The following is a 17135-nucleotide window of genomic DNA, read 5'->3' as shown; positions in this document are numbered from 1 at the left end:
AAATTTGCTAATTTTACACCTGTGCTGGTTAAATCACACTGAAAAATAGTATAATGAGGCAAAAAAAGGAGCTTAAAAATGAGACAAAGTATCTTGATAATAGGCGAAGATCTTGAGATAAATAGAGAATTTCTAAACTACATTTTTCAAAGTTACGAGGATCATTTTGGCGAGCTTGGAGTTGTCAGTTTTGCTCCAAAAAATAGCAAAGAGCTACCTTTTATCATCGAAAATTTATCAAAAGATTACGACTTTGTAAGCATTTTTGGCTCAGATGAAAATTTTGCCATCGCTGCAAAGATCGTAGCCACGCTAACTGGGGGTTCGCTCGAGCTAAAAGATAGCACGACACTTGCACTTAAAGATAGCTTAGACTACTCCAAAAATAGCTTTTTAGCCAGCCTAAATAACGCCCAGATAAATCTCATAAAAGCTAATCCAAATGAAGAACTGGGCGAGTTTCTAACCGAATATGAGCCTGATTTTAGCTACTTTCATCTAATAGACATCGATGCAGATAGCGCGAAGATCCTTATGCTGCCACTTGCTAAAACTTACGAGGTTGATATCACCCTTGCGCAGATCCTACCAAATTTGATACTAGTAAGGGCAAAAAGCAATAAATTTGGCCAGATCGAGAGCTTTTTACAAGGGGTAAAAACGCTATTTTCGCAAAAATTTATCCCACAAAAAGATGTGATCAAATTTGTAGCAAAAAAGCTCATGCAAAAGGGTCTTAAAATTTCATTTGCCGAGTCTTGCACGGCTGGGCTTGCGGCGGCTAAATTTGCAAGATATGGCGGCATTTCGGCTAGCTTTGATGGCTCGCTAGTGACCTACGCAAATCACATAAAACACGAGTGGCTGGGCGTTGAGGATGAAATTTTAGATACTTACGGAGCTGTGAGCGAGCCTTGCGTAAAAGCAATGGTAAAAGGCACGCTAAGCACGACAAATGCAGACTTTGCGCTTGCTATAAGTGGCATAGCAGGACCGGGCGGTGGCACAGCTAGCAAGCCAGTTGGCACGGTATATGTCGCAGCTGGCGATAGAAACGGCAACATCGAGGTTGAGAGGCTACTTTTAAAAGGGGAGCGCAACTACGTTAGAGAGCAAAGCGTGCTAAGTGCCTATTTATGCCTGCTTCGTCTAAAAAGCGAGATATTTTTCGCGTAAAATTTATCTTTTTAAAAATTGCACTAAATTTAACGGCGACATTCACAATAAAATATCAAAAATAAAAAGCCAAATTTAGGAGGCTAAAGATGTTTAAAAAGATATTGTTTCTAGCTGTTTCTTTGTTATTTGCATTTGGTGCCAAGACACAAGCTGGCGAGATAAAAGCAAGTGACTCGCCCTTTGGTTACGCTAGCATTGGAGCTGAGCAAAATTTTGGCGGATACGCTGGCAAAGAGAGTAAAGAAGTCATCGTAAAAGAGAGACAAGAACTCGTAAAATACGCCAAAATGGGTGGCTACGTCATCTATGTGGATGGACTCATAGACCTTAGCGAAGGCAAGATCCCACAAAATGGCAATAGCGATGGGCTGGATAAATTTATAAGTGAGATTAGCGGTGGCGAGTTTAGTTCTTATGCCAAATTTATGCAGGCTTACGGTGCTTCATGTCGTGCAAATTTAGACGGTTCGCAAGATCCAAAGTTAGTAGCGCTTCGCAAAAATTTAGCCAACGAGTGGAAAAAGCTCATCGTAGTGCCGGTAGCTAGCAACACCACAATAATCGGTTTAGGCGAAAACTCAGGAATAAAAGGTGGCTCACTTTTGCTAAAAAATGTCCAAAATATCGCGATCCGCAACATATTGATCGAAGATGCTTTTGACCCATTTCCAGATATACAAAAAAATGACGGCTTTAACGCGCAATATGACGGCATTAGCATAGAATCAAGCAAAAACATCTGGGTAGATCACTGCCATTTTAAGGATACTGTTGAGCTTAGCCATGTGCATTTAGCAGGCGGAAAGCTTACTAAATGGCAAACTTACGACGGACTATGCGACATCAAGGGGGATAGTGCGGCTATCACGATCTCGCACAACATCTTTGAAAACCACGACAAAACGATGCTAATAGGCTCAAGAGACGCGGACGGCAGCAGCGAAACGAGAACTATAACGGTCGCTCATAACATTTTTGACAACTGCGCGCAACGCCTACCTATGGCACGCAATGCAAAGGTGCACGTCTATAACAACTTTTACGACTCAAAAGATGGCTTTTATGACCAAAAATACGCCATTGGAGTGCGCTTTGGCTCGCTAGTATACGCTCAAAACAACTACTTTACAAATGGCGTCAAGATAAGCTACAAATGCAACAAAGGCACCATTTTTGAAAGCGGCAACATAGACTTTTCTAAAAAAGGCAGCGTTTGCGAAAAGCTAGACAAACCACCATTTGAGCCTCCATATAAATTTGAGCTCATCAAAGCTTCAAACGTCCAAAACGAAGTAAATAAAAACGCAGGCACAGGCAAACTAGCCGTCATAAAATAATATCACCAAAGCCCCGAGCTAGCCAAACGCTTGGGGCGTGAAAACAAAGCTAAATTTTTATATTTTTACAAGCCAAAACACTAGCACATAGCCCATATATCAGCACGCAAAGGCTAACGCTTAGTCCAAAGACGCTAAGAGCGGCAGTCTGGCTAAACGAGAGTGTGAAAAACGAGATAAAACTCGTGATAAATGCGCAAAATATCCCATAAATTCGCTCTTTTTCGCTAAGGCTCGCATTTAGCGCAAATATCATGTAATCAATCCCCACAGCGCTTGCAAGGATGAGCCCAAAGACGCCAAAGATGCTTAAATTTACGCCAAAAACGGCAAAGATAAAGAGTGTAAGAAGCACGCCAAAGATGATGACGCCCATCACAAGTGCCGAGATAAGCGCACTAAAATAAAACCACAGCAGCAAAAACGCGACCACAAGAGTTGCTATTTTTAGCTTTAGTGCAAGCTCTTTTGCCTGAGTTAGGCTCTCATTTAGTGAGCTAGCGAAATTTAGGCCAAAAGCGTTGTAGCGCTCTAGCACCTCATCACTTGCTGTCCCTTTTACAAAGCCACTCGTGTAAGCCACGCTTGCATTTTCATTAAGAGCAAATTTTTTAAAATCCTTCATAGATTTTAGAGCTAAAATTTCCCTCACACCAAGCTCTTTTTCGTCCAAAACCTTTAAAATTTCACTTCGTACTTCATCCTTGCTAAAGCCAAATTTCTCATAAATCGCGTAAATTTGCTCATCGTCAAGTGCCTTTTTAAAGGCCTCTTTTAGCTCATTCTGCTCGCTTTTACTTAAAAATATATCGCTTAGTGAGCTCTCATCTTTTATCAAATTTCTCTTTTTTAGCTCATCTAAAAGGCTCTTTTCATCAGCCAAAATGTCGCCTCTTGATCTTGTCACTATCATCGTATTTTGGTCGTTGCCAGTTAGACTTAAGATATAAGAAGAGTCCGCTAGCAGGCTCTTTGGCATATTTGAGTAGTCTTTTACATTTTCGTTTTTTGATAAATTTTTAAGATCAAAACCAAGAAAAATAGCTAGCAAAATAAGTGAGATAGCTAGAAATTTAACCCCCAAATGCCTTGCAACCGCGCCTGAGAGATCACAAAATTTAGTTAAAAACGCATCAAAAATCTTTGATCTATAAAATTTCACCCCTTCAAAGACTAAAGGCATGAAAAAGTAGCTAGCTAAAAACGCAGCAACCAGCGCAAATGCTGAAAATAGCGCCACCTCTTTAAGTAGTCTAAGATCAGAAAAAGTAAAAGCCAGATAGCCACTAAGCGTGATAAGTAGGCCTAGTAAGAAAATTTTTAGCATATTTTTTATGCTGCTAGCCCTGATCGCTTCGCCCTCGTTTTTGCTAAGCCAGTGCAAGACGTAGTCAAACATAAGGCCAATGAGGCTTGTGCTTATTAAAATAGTAAGGATATTTAGTTCATTTAGGCAGAGCAAAGTGCCTGCAAATGCCACACTAAAGCCAAATGCAGCGATAAATATCACATAAAAAATTCGCAAATTTCTAAAAGCAAGCATCAAAAATATAGCAGTTAGGCTTAGCGAGACCACGCTCATATAAAGGCTCTCGCTCTCGTTTTTTTGCTTTGAAAATGCCTGATAAAGCGCACTTGAATGCACAAAAAGCTCATTTTGCCCAACTTTTAGCGCTTCTATCTCGTTATAAAATTTTATTAGCCCCTCGCTCGAAGCCCCCTTTTTTAGCTCGCCTTTTAGCAAGAAAAAGCTCTTTGCGCCATCCTTTACCTCAAGCATGAGATCTGCTAAATTTAAGCTTACATTGCCATTTTTTGCGCTAAAGCCACTACTTAGCGAGAAAAAATCATCATTTACATTTAAAAGCCTAAAGCTAAAGCTGTTAAAAATTTCCTCTGCGCGCTTTTTGAAAAAGGCGTTTTTGTCACTCTTTAAAAGCTCCAGATCAGCCCTACTTAAAAGAGCGATCTTTGAGCGGTTGATGTCACTTTTTATATCATTTAAATTTACGTCAATGTTCGCCTCAAAGCTCTTAAAAAGCGAGCTTTTAAGCGCCAAGCTTTGCACGTTTTTGGCTAGCTCTTTAGAATTTACCAGTACCAAAAAATTTGACGCCATCTCATCTTGCACCTCTTTTAGCACCTTTGCCTCTTTGGCGTCTTTGAAATTTATCAGCGAAAAGATGTCAGTTTGGACGTTTTTTAGGCTCGCAAGCGAATATCCAAGCGAGGCTAAAAAAACAAAGATAAAAGCCAAGATCGTGGCTAGTTTTTTCATTTTATACTAAACTCATTTAGCGTTTTATCGCCGCTTACCTCGTCAAGCTCGATCTTTTTTACCGCCTTGTCGCCACTTATCTTTATAGTTTTAAAAATTTGTTTAAAGAGTAAATTTTTAGGGCTTAGCTCTATGCTCCACTCTTTTAGACTGCCGCTTGTTTTTATGTCAAATTCTTTCCTAAGCTCGCTCTCATCAAGGCTGATGATAGCAAGAAAGAGCTTTTCATCAAAATTTGCGCTCGTCTTTTCAAGCTTGCCATTTTCGTTTTTAAAAATGCCATCTTTATTTATAAAAACCTTTGAGACGACTGGTTCTAGCGTATCCCAGTAAAGACCGCCCTTTTCTAGCCTAAACTCGCCCGAGCTTTTTATTCTTTTGTTAAAGCCAGCCAGACTCTTTGTCTGCGTGAAATTTCCGCTTACCCCATCTGTTTTTACTATATTTTTAAGCTCACCTAGCTCGTAGCCAAAGCAAGATATAAAAATGGCTAAAAAAAGAGCTATTTTTCTCATCTTTTCTCCTTTTCATTGTAGGCTTTAAGCGCCTTTTTTAGGGCTTCTGGCATCTCAAAGCAAGTTTGCAAGCTCTTCATCTCTATGACAGCTTGCGCGGTATTTGCCTCGCTTAGTTTTTCGCCCTTTTCATTTTCTATAAGGTAGTGAAATTTTAAAAACGTTTCGCACTCGCTAAGCGTCGTCGTGACCTTTATGACGTCGTTAAAAAAGGCTGGGCGCACGTACTTTACGTTAAGCTTTACGATAGGAAAGGCGTAACCATCTTTTTTCATAGCGATGTAGTTGTATCCTAGCTTGTCAAGCAGCTCGCAACGCGCCATTTCTAGGTACTTGACGTAGTTGCCATGCCACATCACCTCCATGCTATCAACGTCAAAAAACGCCACTTTAAATGTGCTAACGTGTGAAATTTTCACTCTCATCTCCAAAAATCAAAAAAGTTAAACCACTGCGACGGGTTCTTGTACGCTTTTTCTTCAAGCTGCCTTACATAGCTTTGCACGTATGGCAGGACGCTTGCCTTGCGGTCTCTACTAAGCTTTATCTCATCAGCGATATCGCTTAGCTCTATGTCAAATTTATCGCCCTTTTTTATGCACCAAAGCGCGCTCATCTTTACTCCCAAAATGCCAGCTAGCAGGTATGGGCCGTAGTTAAATTTAGCCTCCTTGCCAAGAAAGCTAAGCCTTATAAATTTATCTCCATTAAGCGGCGTCCTATCGCCCATTATGCCGATATTTACGCCATCTTCAACCGCCTCTTTTAGCTGCATCATCGCAGCCGCATCAAGCTTTTCAACGCTTATTAGTTTGATCTGCCCCTTGCTGATCTGCTCTAAAATTTTATAAAAATTCTCGCTACCCTTGCTATAAACCAAGATGATCATGCGAAAATTTGGCGATCTAAGCGAGAGTGCCTTGCAAATTTCTACATTACCAAGATGGCTTGTAAGCACGATCCTACCACGCTTTGAAGCTTCAAACTCATCTTTGATGCTGTTAAATTTACTAAGCTCTAGCTCGCTTTCAAGCACGCCATTTTGCCAGATGCGAAATTTATCACATATTGCTATGCCAAAGTCATAAAAGTTGCTAAAAACGCCAGTAGTCGGCTTTTTACCGCTAAATTTCTCTACATTTAAAAGAAATTCTTTTATATTTTCTCTCTCAACTTTTGAAAAGAGATAGTAAAAGCAAACGACGATGATAACGATAGGTTTTATGAGAAATATAGGCAAATTTCTAGTTAAAAATAGGCTAACTCTAAGAAAAAATTCATTCGATCTCTCGCCCTTTTGCCACCATGCGTATTTTTGCCCTTTAAAGGCTTTACCAAGCAAAAATGGCACTAAAGTAAAAAAATATCTTGCATGCATTAGGCTTATTAGCGCGTTATCTTTTAGCATTTTAAAGTGCGAAACGCCGCCAGCTTCGTAGCTCACTTTTAGCGCTATCCACTTGATCTCTACGCCAGATCTTATGGCATTTACCAAGATCTCCATGTCAAATTCCATCCTATTTGAGCTACTTTGGAGGGTTGCACTCTCAAGCTCTTTTAGAGGATAAATTCTAAAGCCACACATCGCGTCTTTGATGTCAAAATTTAAGGTGTTGATCTTGACCCAAAAATTTGTGATCTTTCTGCCATAAAACCTCGACTTTGGCGCGTCTTCGCCATAAATTGGATCAGCCATTATTAGATCACTTGGATATCTTTTGCTAAGCTCTAAAAACTCCGCTACCAAGCTTATGTCGTGCTGAAAGTCAGCGTCGATCTGAAACGCGTGCGTGTAGCCGTTTTGCAAAGCGTGTCTAAAGCCATCTTTTAGTGCAGCTCCCTTGCCGCCATTTTGCGCTCTAGTTAAAATTTCTACACCAAATTCGCTCAAATTTTGCAAAGCTTTTTTTGATGCCTCGTTTGAGCCATCATCGACTATCAAAATGTGTAGATCATATCTTGCAAGCGCCTCACAAAGGGCTTTTATCTTTTCTGGATGGTTGTAAAATGGTATGAGAAAGAGCGTCTTCATAAGCCCAGCTTTATCCTGCCAACAGCACTTCTAGCGCCATTACAAAATATCTCAAAGTAAATCTTCTCATCTCTTTGCGAAATTTCTATACAAAGCTCGTCATTTGGCCTTACAAATTTTAAAAATTTCAAATTCTCCACCACGCATTGATCGCCTATTTCTGCGCCAAGCTCTCTTGCAAATTTAAATACAAAATCAAGCTGTACAAAGCCAGGCAAAAGCGGTAAATTTGAAAAATGCTCCATAAAAATGCCAAGCGCAGGACTTAGCTTTGTCTTAAATTTATAAACGCCATCCTCGCTACTTTTCTCCCAAGAAAGCTCCTCGTTTTTTTCTAAAAGAGCTTTAAAATTTGCCTTTAAAAACTTGCCCTGAGCGTTTTTACAAAGCGAGCTAACTATCTTAAAATACCTAACACTATTTTTAAACTCAGGCCTTAAAAGCTCATTTAGCCTTGCTACGACGCCCTTTTTGCCGCTATCTCTAAAGAGCTTCACCCCCTCGTCGCTAAGCTCCAAAAGCGCAGCTAAACGCTTAAATTTAGGATGCGTGTCGCAGTAGCAGTCTTTTAAAAGGCCACTTTCAAACATCTTATTTTCGATGCTTATTAGATTAACCCTTTTGTCGTTTAGCTTAACGATCCTATCGATCCTGCCCTTTAGCGTGAGCCTGCTGCCATCTATATGCGCCCAGTCGCTAGTTTGGAAAAACTCGCACCAAGGCGAGCTCACATTTAACGCCTCGTCCTCGCTAAGAGCCGCTTTTACCTTGCTAAAAAGCAAGAGCTCATCGCCTAAATTTCTAGCAACTATGCCAGTTTCGGTGCTACCATAAATTTCAATTATCCTAGCGCTACTTAAGCTTTCTATCTTTGCTCTTAGCTCGCTCTTTAGCGCTGAGCCTGCGCAGATGATGTTTTTTAGCCCTGAAATTTCAGCCGCTCTTGGGCTAGAAACTAGCGTTTGAAGCAAGACTGGGCTTGTTATGAAGGTTAAATTTGTAAGGTCTAGCTCAAAGATCGCCTCTGGGTAGTTTAGCTCCTTGCTAACAGCCTTTGCGCCAGAGATGAGCGGTAAAAAGATCTTAAATGTAAGGCCAAACATGTGCTGGTGCGAGACGCTAGCAAAAAATTTATCACCCTCGCCAAATCCAAGCTCATCTTTTAAAAATAGCCCCTCATCTATCATCGCACCAAGGCTTTTTTGGATATTTTTACTAGCTCCACTTGAGCCTGAGGTCTGGAGAAAAAATGTAGAATTTTGATCAAATTTTAGCTCCATGCTCTTGCTAAAGTCTAAAAAATCACCAAAATTTTCATCATTAATGACAAATTTATCCCCGCTATATATCGGCTTTGCAAGCAAGATAGGTTTTACGCCAACCCCAAGCGCTCCAAAAAAGGCTACGCAAAAGTCAAAGCTCTGGCTTAAATAAATTTCTATCTCGCTTAAATTTTTCTCTTTTAAATTTGCTCCAAAAGTAGCCGCGTACTCGTAAAGATCCTTGCTAATGTCCACAAATTTAAATGCCTTTAGGCTCTTTTTAAAATCCATTTTCCCTCTTTAAAATAAAAATTTTACGATATAAAATTTCGCCAAAAAATAAAACTCCCATCAAGATATAAGATACAAATGAGCAGTAAATGCTCCAGTAAATTTTATCTTCAAACTGCGCCAAAATAAAGGCAAAAGCAGCGTTAAAAACGAAAAACCAGCACCAAATTTTAGTTAGACCTCTTGTGTAGCTAACGACTTTTTCATCTATATTTTTCTCTTTTAGCCTAGCAAGCCTTGTTATGACCGCCTCGCCCCTTAAGCTGTAAAAAAATACCGCCAAAAAGCCAAGACTTACGATACTTGGGTATAAAAGCGCTAAATTTACACTTCTAAAAATAGCACAAACTGCAAAAAATAGCCCAGCCGCTAAGCAAACCTGCCTTGTTTTAGCACTTTCAAAATAAGCCCTAGCCAGCCAAAGAGCGCAAAGAGCGCAAAAGATAAAGGTAGCACCATTTTGCCAAAAAAATAGTACCAAAGGATAGGCGATGCTTGCTAAAACTAGCGCTACTTTTACTATCTTATGCTTCAAATTTCTTTGCTACGGCTTTTACGATATCATCGAGCGTTTTTACGTTTTTAAAGTCCTCTGGCATCAGTCTATAACCAGTTTGGCGCTTGATGTAATCAATCATATCAATAGCATCTATGCTATCTATCTGCAAGTCCTCATATATCCTAGTTTCAGGCTTTATCTTGCTCTCGTCTATCTCAAAAAGCTCGATCAAAGCCTTCTTTAAAATTTCAAAAATTTCTACTTCGCTCATCGTTATTTCCTATTTTCGTAAATGTATTTTGCAAGAGAAGATACACTAAAGAATATATCTTTTAAATTTGCTGTCTTTGAGTCAAGCACGAGGCCATATTTTTTTTGTACAGCCAGTCCAAGCTCTAGTGCATCGACGCTGTCAAGGCCTAGACCCTCGCTAAAAAGTGGCGCGTTCTCGTCGATATCGCTTGGCTTCATATCCTCTAAATTTAAGCTTGTAATGATCAGCTCTTTTATCTCATTAACTAGTTCTTTCACTAAATTCCTCCTTATAAATTTTACTTATCTCTTCGTGTAGCGCCCTCGCCCTTACGGGGCTTGGCCTATCTTTTAAAAACTCACTAACTTCAAATTTCTTTAGCTCCTTAAAGACGTACTTTATCTTTTCATCTGGCGTTTTATACCATGGCTCATTTTTTCTAAGGCTTCTTGGAGCCATATTTATACCCACACAAACCACGTTAGATGCGCCTTTTATGCCCATGTATGCGGCTGCTTTATGAAAGATGATCTCCTCTTTCGTGCGTGTGCCCTCTGGGAAAATGAGCAAATTTTCGCCGCTTTTTAAAACATCTACGCTTTTTTGTAAAAATTCCTCGTTATTTGTGTTTGGTATGTAGTTGCACGCCCTAATAGCCGCAAATAAAAATATATTTTTGCCAAGCTCGCCCTTTACGATGCAGTTTATCCTTTTAAATTTTGAGACCAAAAAGACCACATCAAGCAGCGAAGGGTGGTTTGCGATGACTAAATTTGAGCCGCCATTTAGCTTTGTAAGCTCAAATTTATAGTCAAGATACCCACAAATTTTAGTAACTTTTATAAAAAATCCCCAAGAAACTCTAACTAGATCTCGGCATAAATTTTGCATAAATTTAAATTTATTTAGCCCCAAAAGCACGACTGGCACTAGCAACATATCGCCACTTATGCAAATTAGCGCAAAAAAGAAAAATAAAAATCCAGCTCTTAAAATTTTAAGGCTCATAGCTAAAATTCCAAGACGCGAAATGACTGCTACTTTGCCACGTTTTTGCCACATTTGGGTCAAAATTTACGATGAAGCTTTGCAGTAAATTTTCTGAAATTTCTTCTTCTTTTTCCACTCTTTTTAGAGTTAAAACACTCTTATCTTTTGCCTTTGAGACGACAAGCGCTAGCATAAATGATGGCTTTTTCTCATCAAAATAGCTCTGCGATATCGACTCATGATAGGCAAGGATGAGCACCTTTTCATATCCGTCATTTAGCCTTAAAAACGCAGCTTGCAGCGCGTCTTCTACTGGGCTAAAAGAAGAAATGGCTAGAATTTCATTGTGATTTTTAGCTTCAATGCTAAGAAGCGACGAGATAGCGTTATGCACAGAGAGCGAAAACGACGTTGGCGATACTGGCTCAGCCTTTGCAAGCGCAGTTTCTAGCTCAAAACAGCGATTTATCTCGCCCTCATAAGAGCTAAAAATGACTGGCATATCAATGCTCTCAAAACTACTAAGCAGGCTAAAAGCGCACTTTGCGGCACTACTTAGCCTCCTTCTTTGCATCGGCGGGATCTTTGCTAGATCAAATTCTTTTTTATATCTAGCCAGATCCTCGCTGATCTCGCCATAAGCTATAACGTCATAAAAATCAACTTGAAATTTCATTATTTCGCGATGTCGCCTCTTAGTGTGACGCCAGACATCAAAGAACCGCTGCCGCACTGAAACTGAGTTTTAGAGTTAAATGGCTGTTTTTTGTAATATCCAGTCAAATTTACAACCTTCGTGCCGCCCTCTTTTATAGCTCTTTCTTGAAATGACTTTAGAGCAGAGAGAAGTGCGATCTGGCAAGCCTCTTCGTCACTTTTGTTAAAGCCATTTGTCTTTTTGTTTGACGTTAGATCTCTTACGATCACCTTGCCAGTGTATCCTGTGCCAAAGCTGATGCTAACGTTTGGTAGTAAAAATTCTTTAGCCTTTGGGCCGTTTAAGAAGTCTAGTGAGTGGTACTTCACGTCATCTCTAGCGCTAAGGCTTGAAGCAAATGCCAAAACGGCAACTAATGAAACTAATCTTTTCATTTTCTATCCTTTTTAAAATTTGTTATCTACTCTTTTAAATATCAAAGATGTATTTACACCGCCAAATGCAAAGTTATTACTCATCACAAAGTCCGTCTTTATCGGCGTTGGCTCCTTTAAGTAGTTTAGCTTTGCACACTCAGGATCAGTTACGTTTAAATTTATAGTTGGGAAAAATAGCTCTTCTCTCATCATCATTATGCTAGCGATCGCCTCTAGTCCGCCACAAGCGCCAAGCGTGTGACCTAGATAGCTTTTAAGTGAGCTAATGGCGATGTCCTCTCCAAAAAGCTCGTTTGTAGCGATACTTTCAGCTATATCGCCATGCTTTGTAGCGGTCGCATGGGCATTTACGTAGCCTATGCTCTTTGGCTCTAGTTTTGCCGCGCGGAGTGCTAGGCTCATCGCTGCTTTCATCGTAGCGCTTTGTGGTCTAGTGATATGCGTGCCATCACACGTAGAGCCAAAGCCAACGACCTCAGCGTAAATTTTAGCTCCTCTTTTTAAGGCGCTCTCTTCGCTTTCAAGCACTAAAAATCCAGCTCCCTCGCCAAGCACCAAACCATCTCTATCTTTTTCAAATGGCGTTGGTGTCAAATTTGGCGTGTGGTTTTTGACACTAGTCGCATAGAGCTTGTCAAAGACGTATGCCTCACTCACACAAAGCTCCTCAGCCCCACCAGCTAGCATCATGTCTATGCTGCCATTTTTTATGCTCTCGTACGCGTAGCCAATGGCGTGTGAGCCACTCGTACATGCCGAAGATGTAGGGATGATGCGCCCTTTTAACGAGTAAAATAGAGCGATATTTGCCGCTGTGGTGTGAGGCATCATTTTTATGTAGGTATTTGCGTTAAAGCCGCTATCCATGTCCAAAACTAGCTTTGCCATGTCAAGGATAGAGTCGGTGCTACCAGTGCTTGAGCCACTTGCCACGCCCATCCTGCCATCTTGCACGCTTGGGTCTAAATTTGCAGCTTGCAAGCCTTCGCCATTTAGCAAGCCAGCATCTTTTAAAGCAAGTCCAGCCGCATGCACGCTATAAGTTGAGACCTTGCCAAGGCTTCTTAGCTGTTTTCTGTCCCACTCCTGTGGGTGTTTGTAGTCTATGATAGGTGCTGCAAGGCGCGTGTTTAGCTCCTTATAGCCCTCCCACTCGCTCATATATCTCACGGCATTTTTGCCCTCAAGAAATTTAACCCTCATCTCCTCCCAGCTGTTGCCAAAAGCACTGACTGCGCCGATACCTGTGACAAATACACGCATTAGCAAAGTCCTCCATTTACGCCGATAACCTGCCTTGTGATGTAACTAGCCTCGTCACTTAGTAGAAATTTAACAAGTCCTGCCACCTCATCTGCCTCGCCAGCTCTTTTTGCAGGTATGGCCTTTAGCACCTCATCTAAAAAGTCGCTATTTAAAATTTCTTCGCTCATATCTGTCTTTATAAGCCCAGGTGCCACGCAGTTTACTGTTATGCCTCTGCTGGCAAGCTCGACTGCAAGGGCTTTGCTAGCTCCTATGATGCCAGCTTTGCTAGCTGAGTAGTTTACCTGACCTCTGTTGCCAATGACCCCTGAAACAGAGCTTAGCGTCACTATCCTAGCTGGCTTTCTAGCCCTTATCATGGGCATTAGTGCTGGTCTTAGGACGTTGTAAAAGCCATTTAAATTTACATCTATCACGTCAAACCACTCTTCATCGCTTAGCCCCACAAAGGTATTATCCCTTGTTATGCCAGCGTTTAAAATAACGCCATAATAGACGCCATTTGCCTCCATGTCAGCCTCTATGGCCTCTTTAGCTGCAGCAGTATCAGCCACGTCAAATGTCATAAATTTAGCCCCAAGCTCGCTAGCCATCTTTAAAAGCTCATCGCTCTTACTTCTTGCATGAAGCACCACTTCGTATTCATTAGCAAGGCGCCTAGCGATGCTAGCTCCTATGCCTCTACTTGATCCAGTTATCAATACTCTCTTACTCACTAAGTGCCTTTTTTACAAATTCTTCATCAGGGCTCATCACGTTTAAAACCGCCCTTGCGCCAAGCTCACCATTTACAAAAAGTTCGCTGTCATAAACGCCAAATCCACTCTCATCTTGGATCGAGCACTTTGAGACGATCACTATCTCATCGCCCACATTAAAATATGGCCTAAAAATTTCAAATTTTCTACTACCAAGCAAAAAGCCAAATATCGCCTTCTCACCCCTTAGCTCACGCATCTTTGAGTCGTAAATCCCAAGACTTTGAGCCATCATCTCTATCGCCTTTTGCGTCATAAATTTACCATCTTCTAAAAAGGGATTTTGCTCATTTATCACGCTTCTTACCTTTATGCTCTCGCAAGGGATAAATTCTAAAATTTCATCGATCAGGGTTATGGCACTGCTGTGCGGCAAATAATCACTTATCATCATCTCACTCTTTTAAATATTATCGCGGCGTTATCTCCGCCAAAGGCAAAAGATAGCGACATCGCTGTTTTTACGTCAAATTTCGTGCCGCTTTTTACTAAATTTATAGCCTCCAAGCTCTCATCATACTCGCCGTCATAAACGTGTGGCGGCAAGGTGCTATTTTTCTCCATGCAAAGCATGGCGCAAATGGCGCTCTCAATAGCTCCAGCAGCCCCAAGCGTATGACCGATCTGTGGCTTTAGTGTGCTTGCAAAGGTGTCGCCAAGCGTTAAATTTACAGCTTTTGCCTCCATTTTGTCATTTGCCTGCGTGCCGGTGCCATGTAAATTTACATAGTCCACGCCGCTCATAGCAGCTCTTTTTAGCGCGCCCTCTATGCACTTTACCGCCATTTTAGCGCTAAAATCAGGCTGCGTCATGTGAAAAGCGTCGCAGTTTGAGGCAGAGCTAGCGACTGCGACGTTTGAAATTTCATCACGGCTTAGCAAAAATAACCCAGCTCCCTCGCCGATATTTATCCCCTCTCTATTTTTAGAAAAGGGCTGACTTGGGGCGCTGCTTAGTATGCTAAGCGAGTTAAAGCCATTTATTGTAAGCGTATTTAGGCTGTCTACTCCGCCACAAATGACCGCGTCACAAAGCTCGCTTTCAATGAGCCTTTTTGCCTCTATGACCGCCTTAACGCCCGAGGTGCACGCAGTCGATACGCAGTAGTTTGGACCACTAAGCTCATAAAAGTCGCTCACAAACTCAGCCACGTTTGCAAGGCAGTTTCTGTTTATGTCAAACCTACTTTTATCAAAAAATCCAGTCGCGATATAGCCTTTAAATGGCTCGAAATTCTCCTCAACACCGCTTGTTGTAGTGCCAAGAACTACTCCCACTCGGCTTTTGCCATATTTTTTTATCGCTCTTTTTATCTCATCACCCACCTCTAACATCGTGCTTAAAAGCAAGGCGTTGGTGCGAGTTTTGAAGTGCTCTTTTGTGCTCTTAGCAAATTGTGGCAGTTCACCGCTAAATTTACCCACCAAAAACTCATTTTGTGGGTGAAATTCGCAGCTTTTGCTTAAAAATCTCTTACCACTTAAAAGCGAGCTTAAATTTTCATCACTACTGCTACCTGCAGCGCTGATAATGGCTGGTTTGCTAACGTAGATCAACGCTTTTTACCTCATAAATTTGATCATCTATCATAAATTTTTGCTCATTTTTTTCATCTTTTATCATCTCAAGCACCTTGATAAAAAGCTCGTTGTAGGCGCCGTTTGGTGGTAAAAAGCCCAAATTTGCAAACGTGCCACCCTTTAAAACTCGCCTAGCTTCTGGTGCGCCAAGTGCGTTTACAAGGCTAAATTTATACTCATTTTCACTATTTTGCACATAGAGCATTAGCGGCCCTTTTGATGAACTAACCTCAAATGCCTTTAAGCTAAAATCCGCCAGCTTTGGCGCATCAAATTTCTTCGCACAGCCAAGAGCTAGAAGCGTTACTGCAAGGATCATAGCTATCTTTTTTACAAGCACTTTTTGCCTTTTTAGTGTTCTAAAATCATAAAAATTTAACAATTATATCTTTGCAATGCTTAAATGCAAGGCAAATGATAAATAGATTATTAATAATCAAGTATCTTCTCTCCATTTCGTCAAATTTAACGCTAGCAAGGTCACTAAAGGCTAGATTTTTGGCTTTTATCACAGCCTCTTTTGCGGTGTAAATTTCATAAAATTTTTGCATTTTATCTTTTGCGTTTGCGTAAATTTCGCTCTCTTTTTTGCTAAAGCAAAATTTGATCACTCCGTCAAAATTTCGCTCCTTTAGCTCCTCCACATCAACGCCAACTTTTTCTTTTGAGATAGCCAAAACAGCGATATTTTCTTTGTGAGAGAGGCAAATTTTGCCTCGTTTTTTTGCTTTAAATTTTAAATAGCGAGAAAGTTTAAATGAGTTTGAATTTGCTAAATTTGGATATTTTTTTAGCTTTCTACGATCTTTTCTAGAGAGCATTTTGGGGCTAAATTTCTCAACCTCAAAGCCGACAAAAAGATAAATTTCACCCCTTTTTATAGGCATTTTCAACTCTTTTTTTATACTCTTTTGCACTTTCAAGTGCCCCTATAAACTCGCCGCTAACCGCCCTTAAAGCGTCATCTTGAAGCTCACTCTCATCTTTAAACGATCTAATCCTTGGCGTAAAAGCGACCTCATCATCTCTAAAATCAGCCTCTTTTAGATCAAAATTTAAATTACTTATTTTTCTATTTAAGATATGCAAGGCGCATTTTCTTGGTCCAAAGATGAAATTTCGCTCATTTAAGGGCTTCAAGCTCCTTACCAAAATGCCGCCATAAAGCGCTGGCTCGCTCTTAAAAGAGATGTCAAAACCAAAATTGTGAAAGTAAATTTCGCCCGCTTCGCATGATCTTTTGTAGGTGTTTGCATCAAAGCAGGTGTAAATTTCAAGCTCACTAAATTTATACTCCGCGCCGCTTACAACGAGGATCTTGCTTTGCATCAGTTCACGCAAAAAGCCCTGAAATTTCGCATCAAGATGCGCCTTAAAGCCCGCTATTTTAAGAAGCCCCTCTCTTTGGCTTTTCTCTAAATTTGTAATGCCATCTCGCCTGAGTGCTTGAAATTTCTCTTTATCAAAAGAACTTTGCTTTAAAAACTCACTAAGCATCGCCACTAGATCAAATTTAGCAAAATGGCTTTTAAGTAGCTCGCCTGATAGCATTTTTGCTCCTAATTTTTTGGCATATTTTAAGAAATTTAGCTTTTATATGCAAATACTGGGTCTAAAATATATGAAATAACTTCTTAGTTTATAAATTTTTTATCCAAAAAGGGAGACAAGGGGACTTGAATTACGAAGCCGTCCCCTTATCTCCCTTTAGATCCCACAATCCCCTCGCACGTTAGAGGTTGCTGTGCTTCGCACAGTTTTTACAAATTGCAAAACATAATAAATTTACTTCTAAAGCA

General features: G+C 40.6%; 20 protein-coding genes. 2 read left to right on the top strand and 18 right to left on the bottom strand.

Going from position 1 to position 17135, the window contains the following annotated elements:
- Positions 1 to 78 precede the first annotated feature (78 nt).
- Both G6W43_RS07825 and G6W43_RS07820 read left to right on the top strand, forming a co-directional pair.
- Positions 79 to 1176 carry a CinA family protein gene (locus G6W43_RS07825; RefSeq protein WP_107968951.1) on the top strand — a complete coding sequence of 366 codons (1098 nt, stop codon included), beginning with the start codon at positions 79 to 81 and terminating at the stop codon, positions 1174 to 1176.
- A gap of 89 nt (positions 1177 to 1265) precedes the next feature.
- Positions 1266 to 2516, top strand: a complete 1251-nt coding sequence (locus tag G6W43_RS07820) for a pectate lyase family protein (RefSeq protein ID WP_194169533.1) — start codon at positions 1266 to 1268, stop codon at positions 2514 to 2516.
- 49 nt (positions 2517 to 2565) lie between these two features.
- Here the strand turns inward: G6W43_RS07820 and G6W43_RS07815 are convergent, their stop codons facing one another.
- Genes G6W43_RS07815 through G6W43_RS07730 form a run of 18 tightly spaced genes read right to left on the bottom strand, consistent with a single transcriptional unit; the run spans position 2566 to position 16887 of the window.
- Positions 2566 to 4794 (bottom strand): hypothetical protein, encoded by a 2229-nt coding sequence (locus tag G6W43_RS07815; protein ID WP_194169532.1) that lies wholly within the window; start codon positions 4792 to 4794, stop codon positions 2566 to 2568.
- Positions 4791 to 5309, bottom strand: a complete 519-nt coding sequence (locus G6W43_RS07810; protein ID WP_194169531.1) for a LolA family protein — start codon at positions 5307 to 5309, stop codon at positions 4791 to 4793. Before G6W43_RS07810 ends, G6W43_RS07815 begins: the two co-directional genes overlap by 4 nt.
- Positions 5306 to 5734, bottom strand: a complete 429-nt coding sequence (locus G6W43_RS07805; protein WP_194169530.1) for an acyl-CoA thioesterase — start codon at positions 5732 to 5734, stop codon at positions 5306 to 5308. Before G6W43_RS07805 ends, G6W43_RS07810 begins: the two co-directional genes overlap by 4 nt.
- Positions 5731 to 7341: a glycosyltransferase family 2 protein gene (locus G6W43_RS07800; protein ID WP_194169529.1), complete on the bottom strand. Its 1611-nt coding sequence runs from the start codon at positions 7339 to 7341 to the stop codon at positions 5731 to 5733. The genes G6W43_RS07805 and G6W43_RS07800 overlap by 4 nt, the downstream gene beginning before the upstream one ends.
- The gene (locus G6W43_RS07795) at positions 7338 to 8894 is read right to left on the bottom strand and encodes an AMP-binding protein (RefSeq protein WP_194169528.1); all 1557 of its coding nucleotides are present in this window, start codon (positions 8892 to 8894) and stop codon (positions 7338 to 7340) included. Before G6W43_RS07795 ends, G6W43_RS07800 begins: the two co-directional genes overlap by 4 nt.
- Positions 8884 to 9429 (bottom strand): DNA gyrase subunit B, encoded by a 546-nt coding sequence (locus tag G6W43_RS07790; protein ID WP_194169527.1) that lies wholly within the window; start codon positions 9427 to 9429, stop codon positions 8884 to 8886. The genes G6W43_RS07795 and G6W43_RS07790 overlap by 11 nt, the downstream gene beginning before the upstream one ends.
- Positions 9419 to 9664, bottom strand: coding sequence for an acyl carrier protein (locus tag G6W43_RS07785; protein ID WP_012140380.1), 246 nt, complete (start codon positions 9662 to 9664; stop codon positions 9419 to 9421). Before G6W43_RS07785 ends, G6W43_RS07790 begins: the two co-directional genes overlap by 11 nt.
- A 2-nt stretch (positions 9665 to 9666) precedes the next feature.
- Positions 9667 to 9924, bottom strand: coding sequence for a phosphopantetheine-binding protein (locus G6W43_RS07780; RefSeq protein WP_103566439.1), 258 nt, complete (start codon positions 9922 to 9924; stop codon positions 9667 to 9669).
- Positions 9908 to 10708: a lysophospholipid acyltransferase family protein gene (locus G6W43_RS07775; protein ID WP_223232045.1), complete on the bottom strand. Its 801-nt coding sequence runs from the start codon at positions 10706 to 10708 to the stop codon at positions 9908 to 9910. Before G6W43_RS07775 ends, G6W43_RS07780 begins: the two co-directional genes overlap by 17 nt.
- Entirely contained in the window at positions 10644 to 11312 is a 669-nt protein-coding gene (locus tag G6W43_RS07770) for a beta-ketoacyl synthase chain length factor (RefSeq protein WP_148824880.1), read from the bottom strand. The genes G6W43_RS07775 and G6W43_RS07770 overlap by 65 nt, the downstream gene beginning before the upstream one ends.
- Entirely contained in the window at positions 11312 to 11728 is a 417-nt protein-coding gene (locus G6W43_RS07765) for an excinuclease ABC subunit A (RefSeq protein WP_087581351.1), read from the bottom strand. The genes G6W43_RS07770 and G6W43_RS07765 overlap by 1 nt, the downstream gene beginning before the upstream one ends.
- A gap of 12 nt (positions 11729 to 11740) precedes the next feature.
- On the bottom strand, positions 11741 to 12994 hold the full coding sequence (locus tag G6W43_RS07760; protein WP_103650442.1) for a beta-ketoacyl-ACP synthase: 1254 nt from the start codon (positions 12992 to 12994) through the stop codon (positions 11741 to 11743).
- On the bottom strand, positions 12994 to 13713 hold the full coding sequence (gene fabG / locus G6W43_RS07755; RefSeq protein WP_194169526.1) for a 3-oxoacyl-ACP reductase FabG: 720 nt from the start codon (positions 13711 to 13713) through the stop codon (positions 12994 to 12996). The genes G6W43_RS07760 and fabG overlap by 1 nt, the downstream gene beginning before the upstream one ends.
- The gene (locus tag G6W43_RS07750) at positions 13706 to 14149 is read right to left on the bottom strand and encodes a thioester dehydrase (protein ID WP_103638236.1); all 444 of its coding nucleotides are present in this window, start codon (positions 14147 to 14149) and stop codon (positions 13706 to 13708) included. Before G6W43_RS07750 ends, fabG begins: the two co-directional genes overlap by 8 nt.
- Entirely contained in the window at positions 14146 to 15312 is a 1167-nt protein-coding gene (locus tag G6W43_RS07745; RefSeq protein WP_194169525.1) for a beta-ketoacyl synthase N-terminal-like domain-containing protein, read from the bottom strand. The genes G6W43_RS07750 and G6W43_RS07745 overlap by 4 nt, the downstream gene beginning before the upstream one ends.
- Positions 15299 to 15676, bottom strand: coding sequence for a hypothetical protein (locus G6W43_RS07740; RefSeq protein ID WP_342672228.1), 378 nt, complete (start codon positions 15674 to 15676; stop codon positions 15299 to 15301). The genes G6W43_RS07745 and G6W43_RS07740 overlap by 14 nt, the downstream gene beginning before the upstream one ends.
- 25 nt (positions 15677 to 15701) lie before the next feature.
- Positions 15702 to 16223 (bottom strand): 4'-phosphopantetheinyl transferase family protein, encoded by a 522-nt coding sequence (locus G6W43_RS07735; RefSeq protein WP_194169524.1) that lies wholly within the window; start codon positions 16221 to 16223, stop codon positions 15702 to 15704.
- Positions 16204 to 16887 carry a sulfate ABC transporter ATP-binding protein gene (locus tag G6W43_RS07730; protein WP_194169523.1) on the bottom strand — a complete coding sequence of 228 codons (684 nt, stop codon included), beginning with the start codon at positions 16885 to 16887 and terminating at the stop codon, positions 16204 to 16206. The genes G6W43_RS07735 and G6W43_RS07730 overlap by 20 nt, the downstream gene beginning before the upstream one ends.
- Positions 16888 to 17135 lie beyond the last annotated feature (248 nt).

This window comes from Campylobacter concisus (genome assembly GCF_015229965.1).
Classification (GTDB): Bacteria; Campylobacterota; Campylobacteria; order Campylobacterales; family Campylobacteraceae; genus Campylobacter_A; species Campylobacter_A concisus_BD.
Note: the sequence above shows the minus strand (reverse complement) of the source record. Positions and strands in the feature narration are given on the sequence as shown.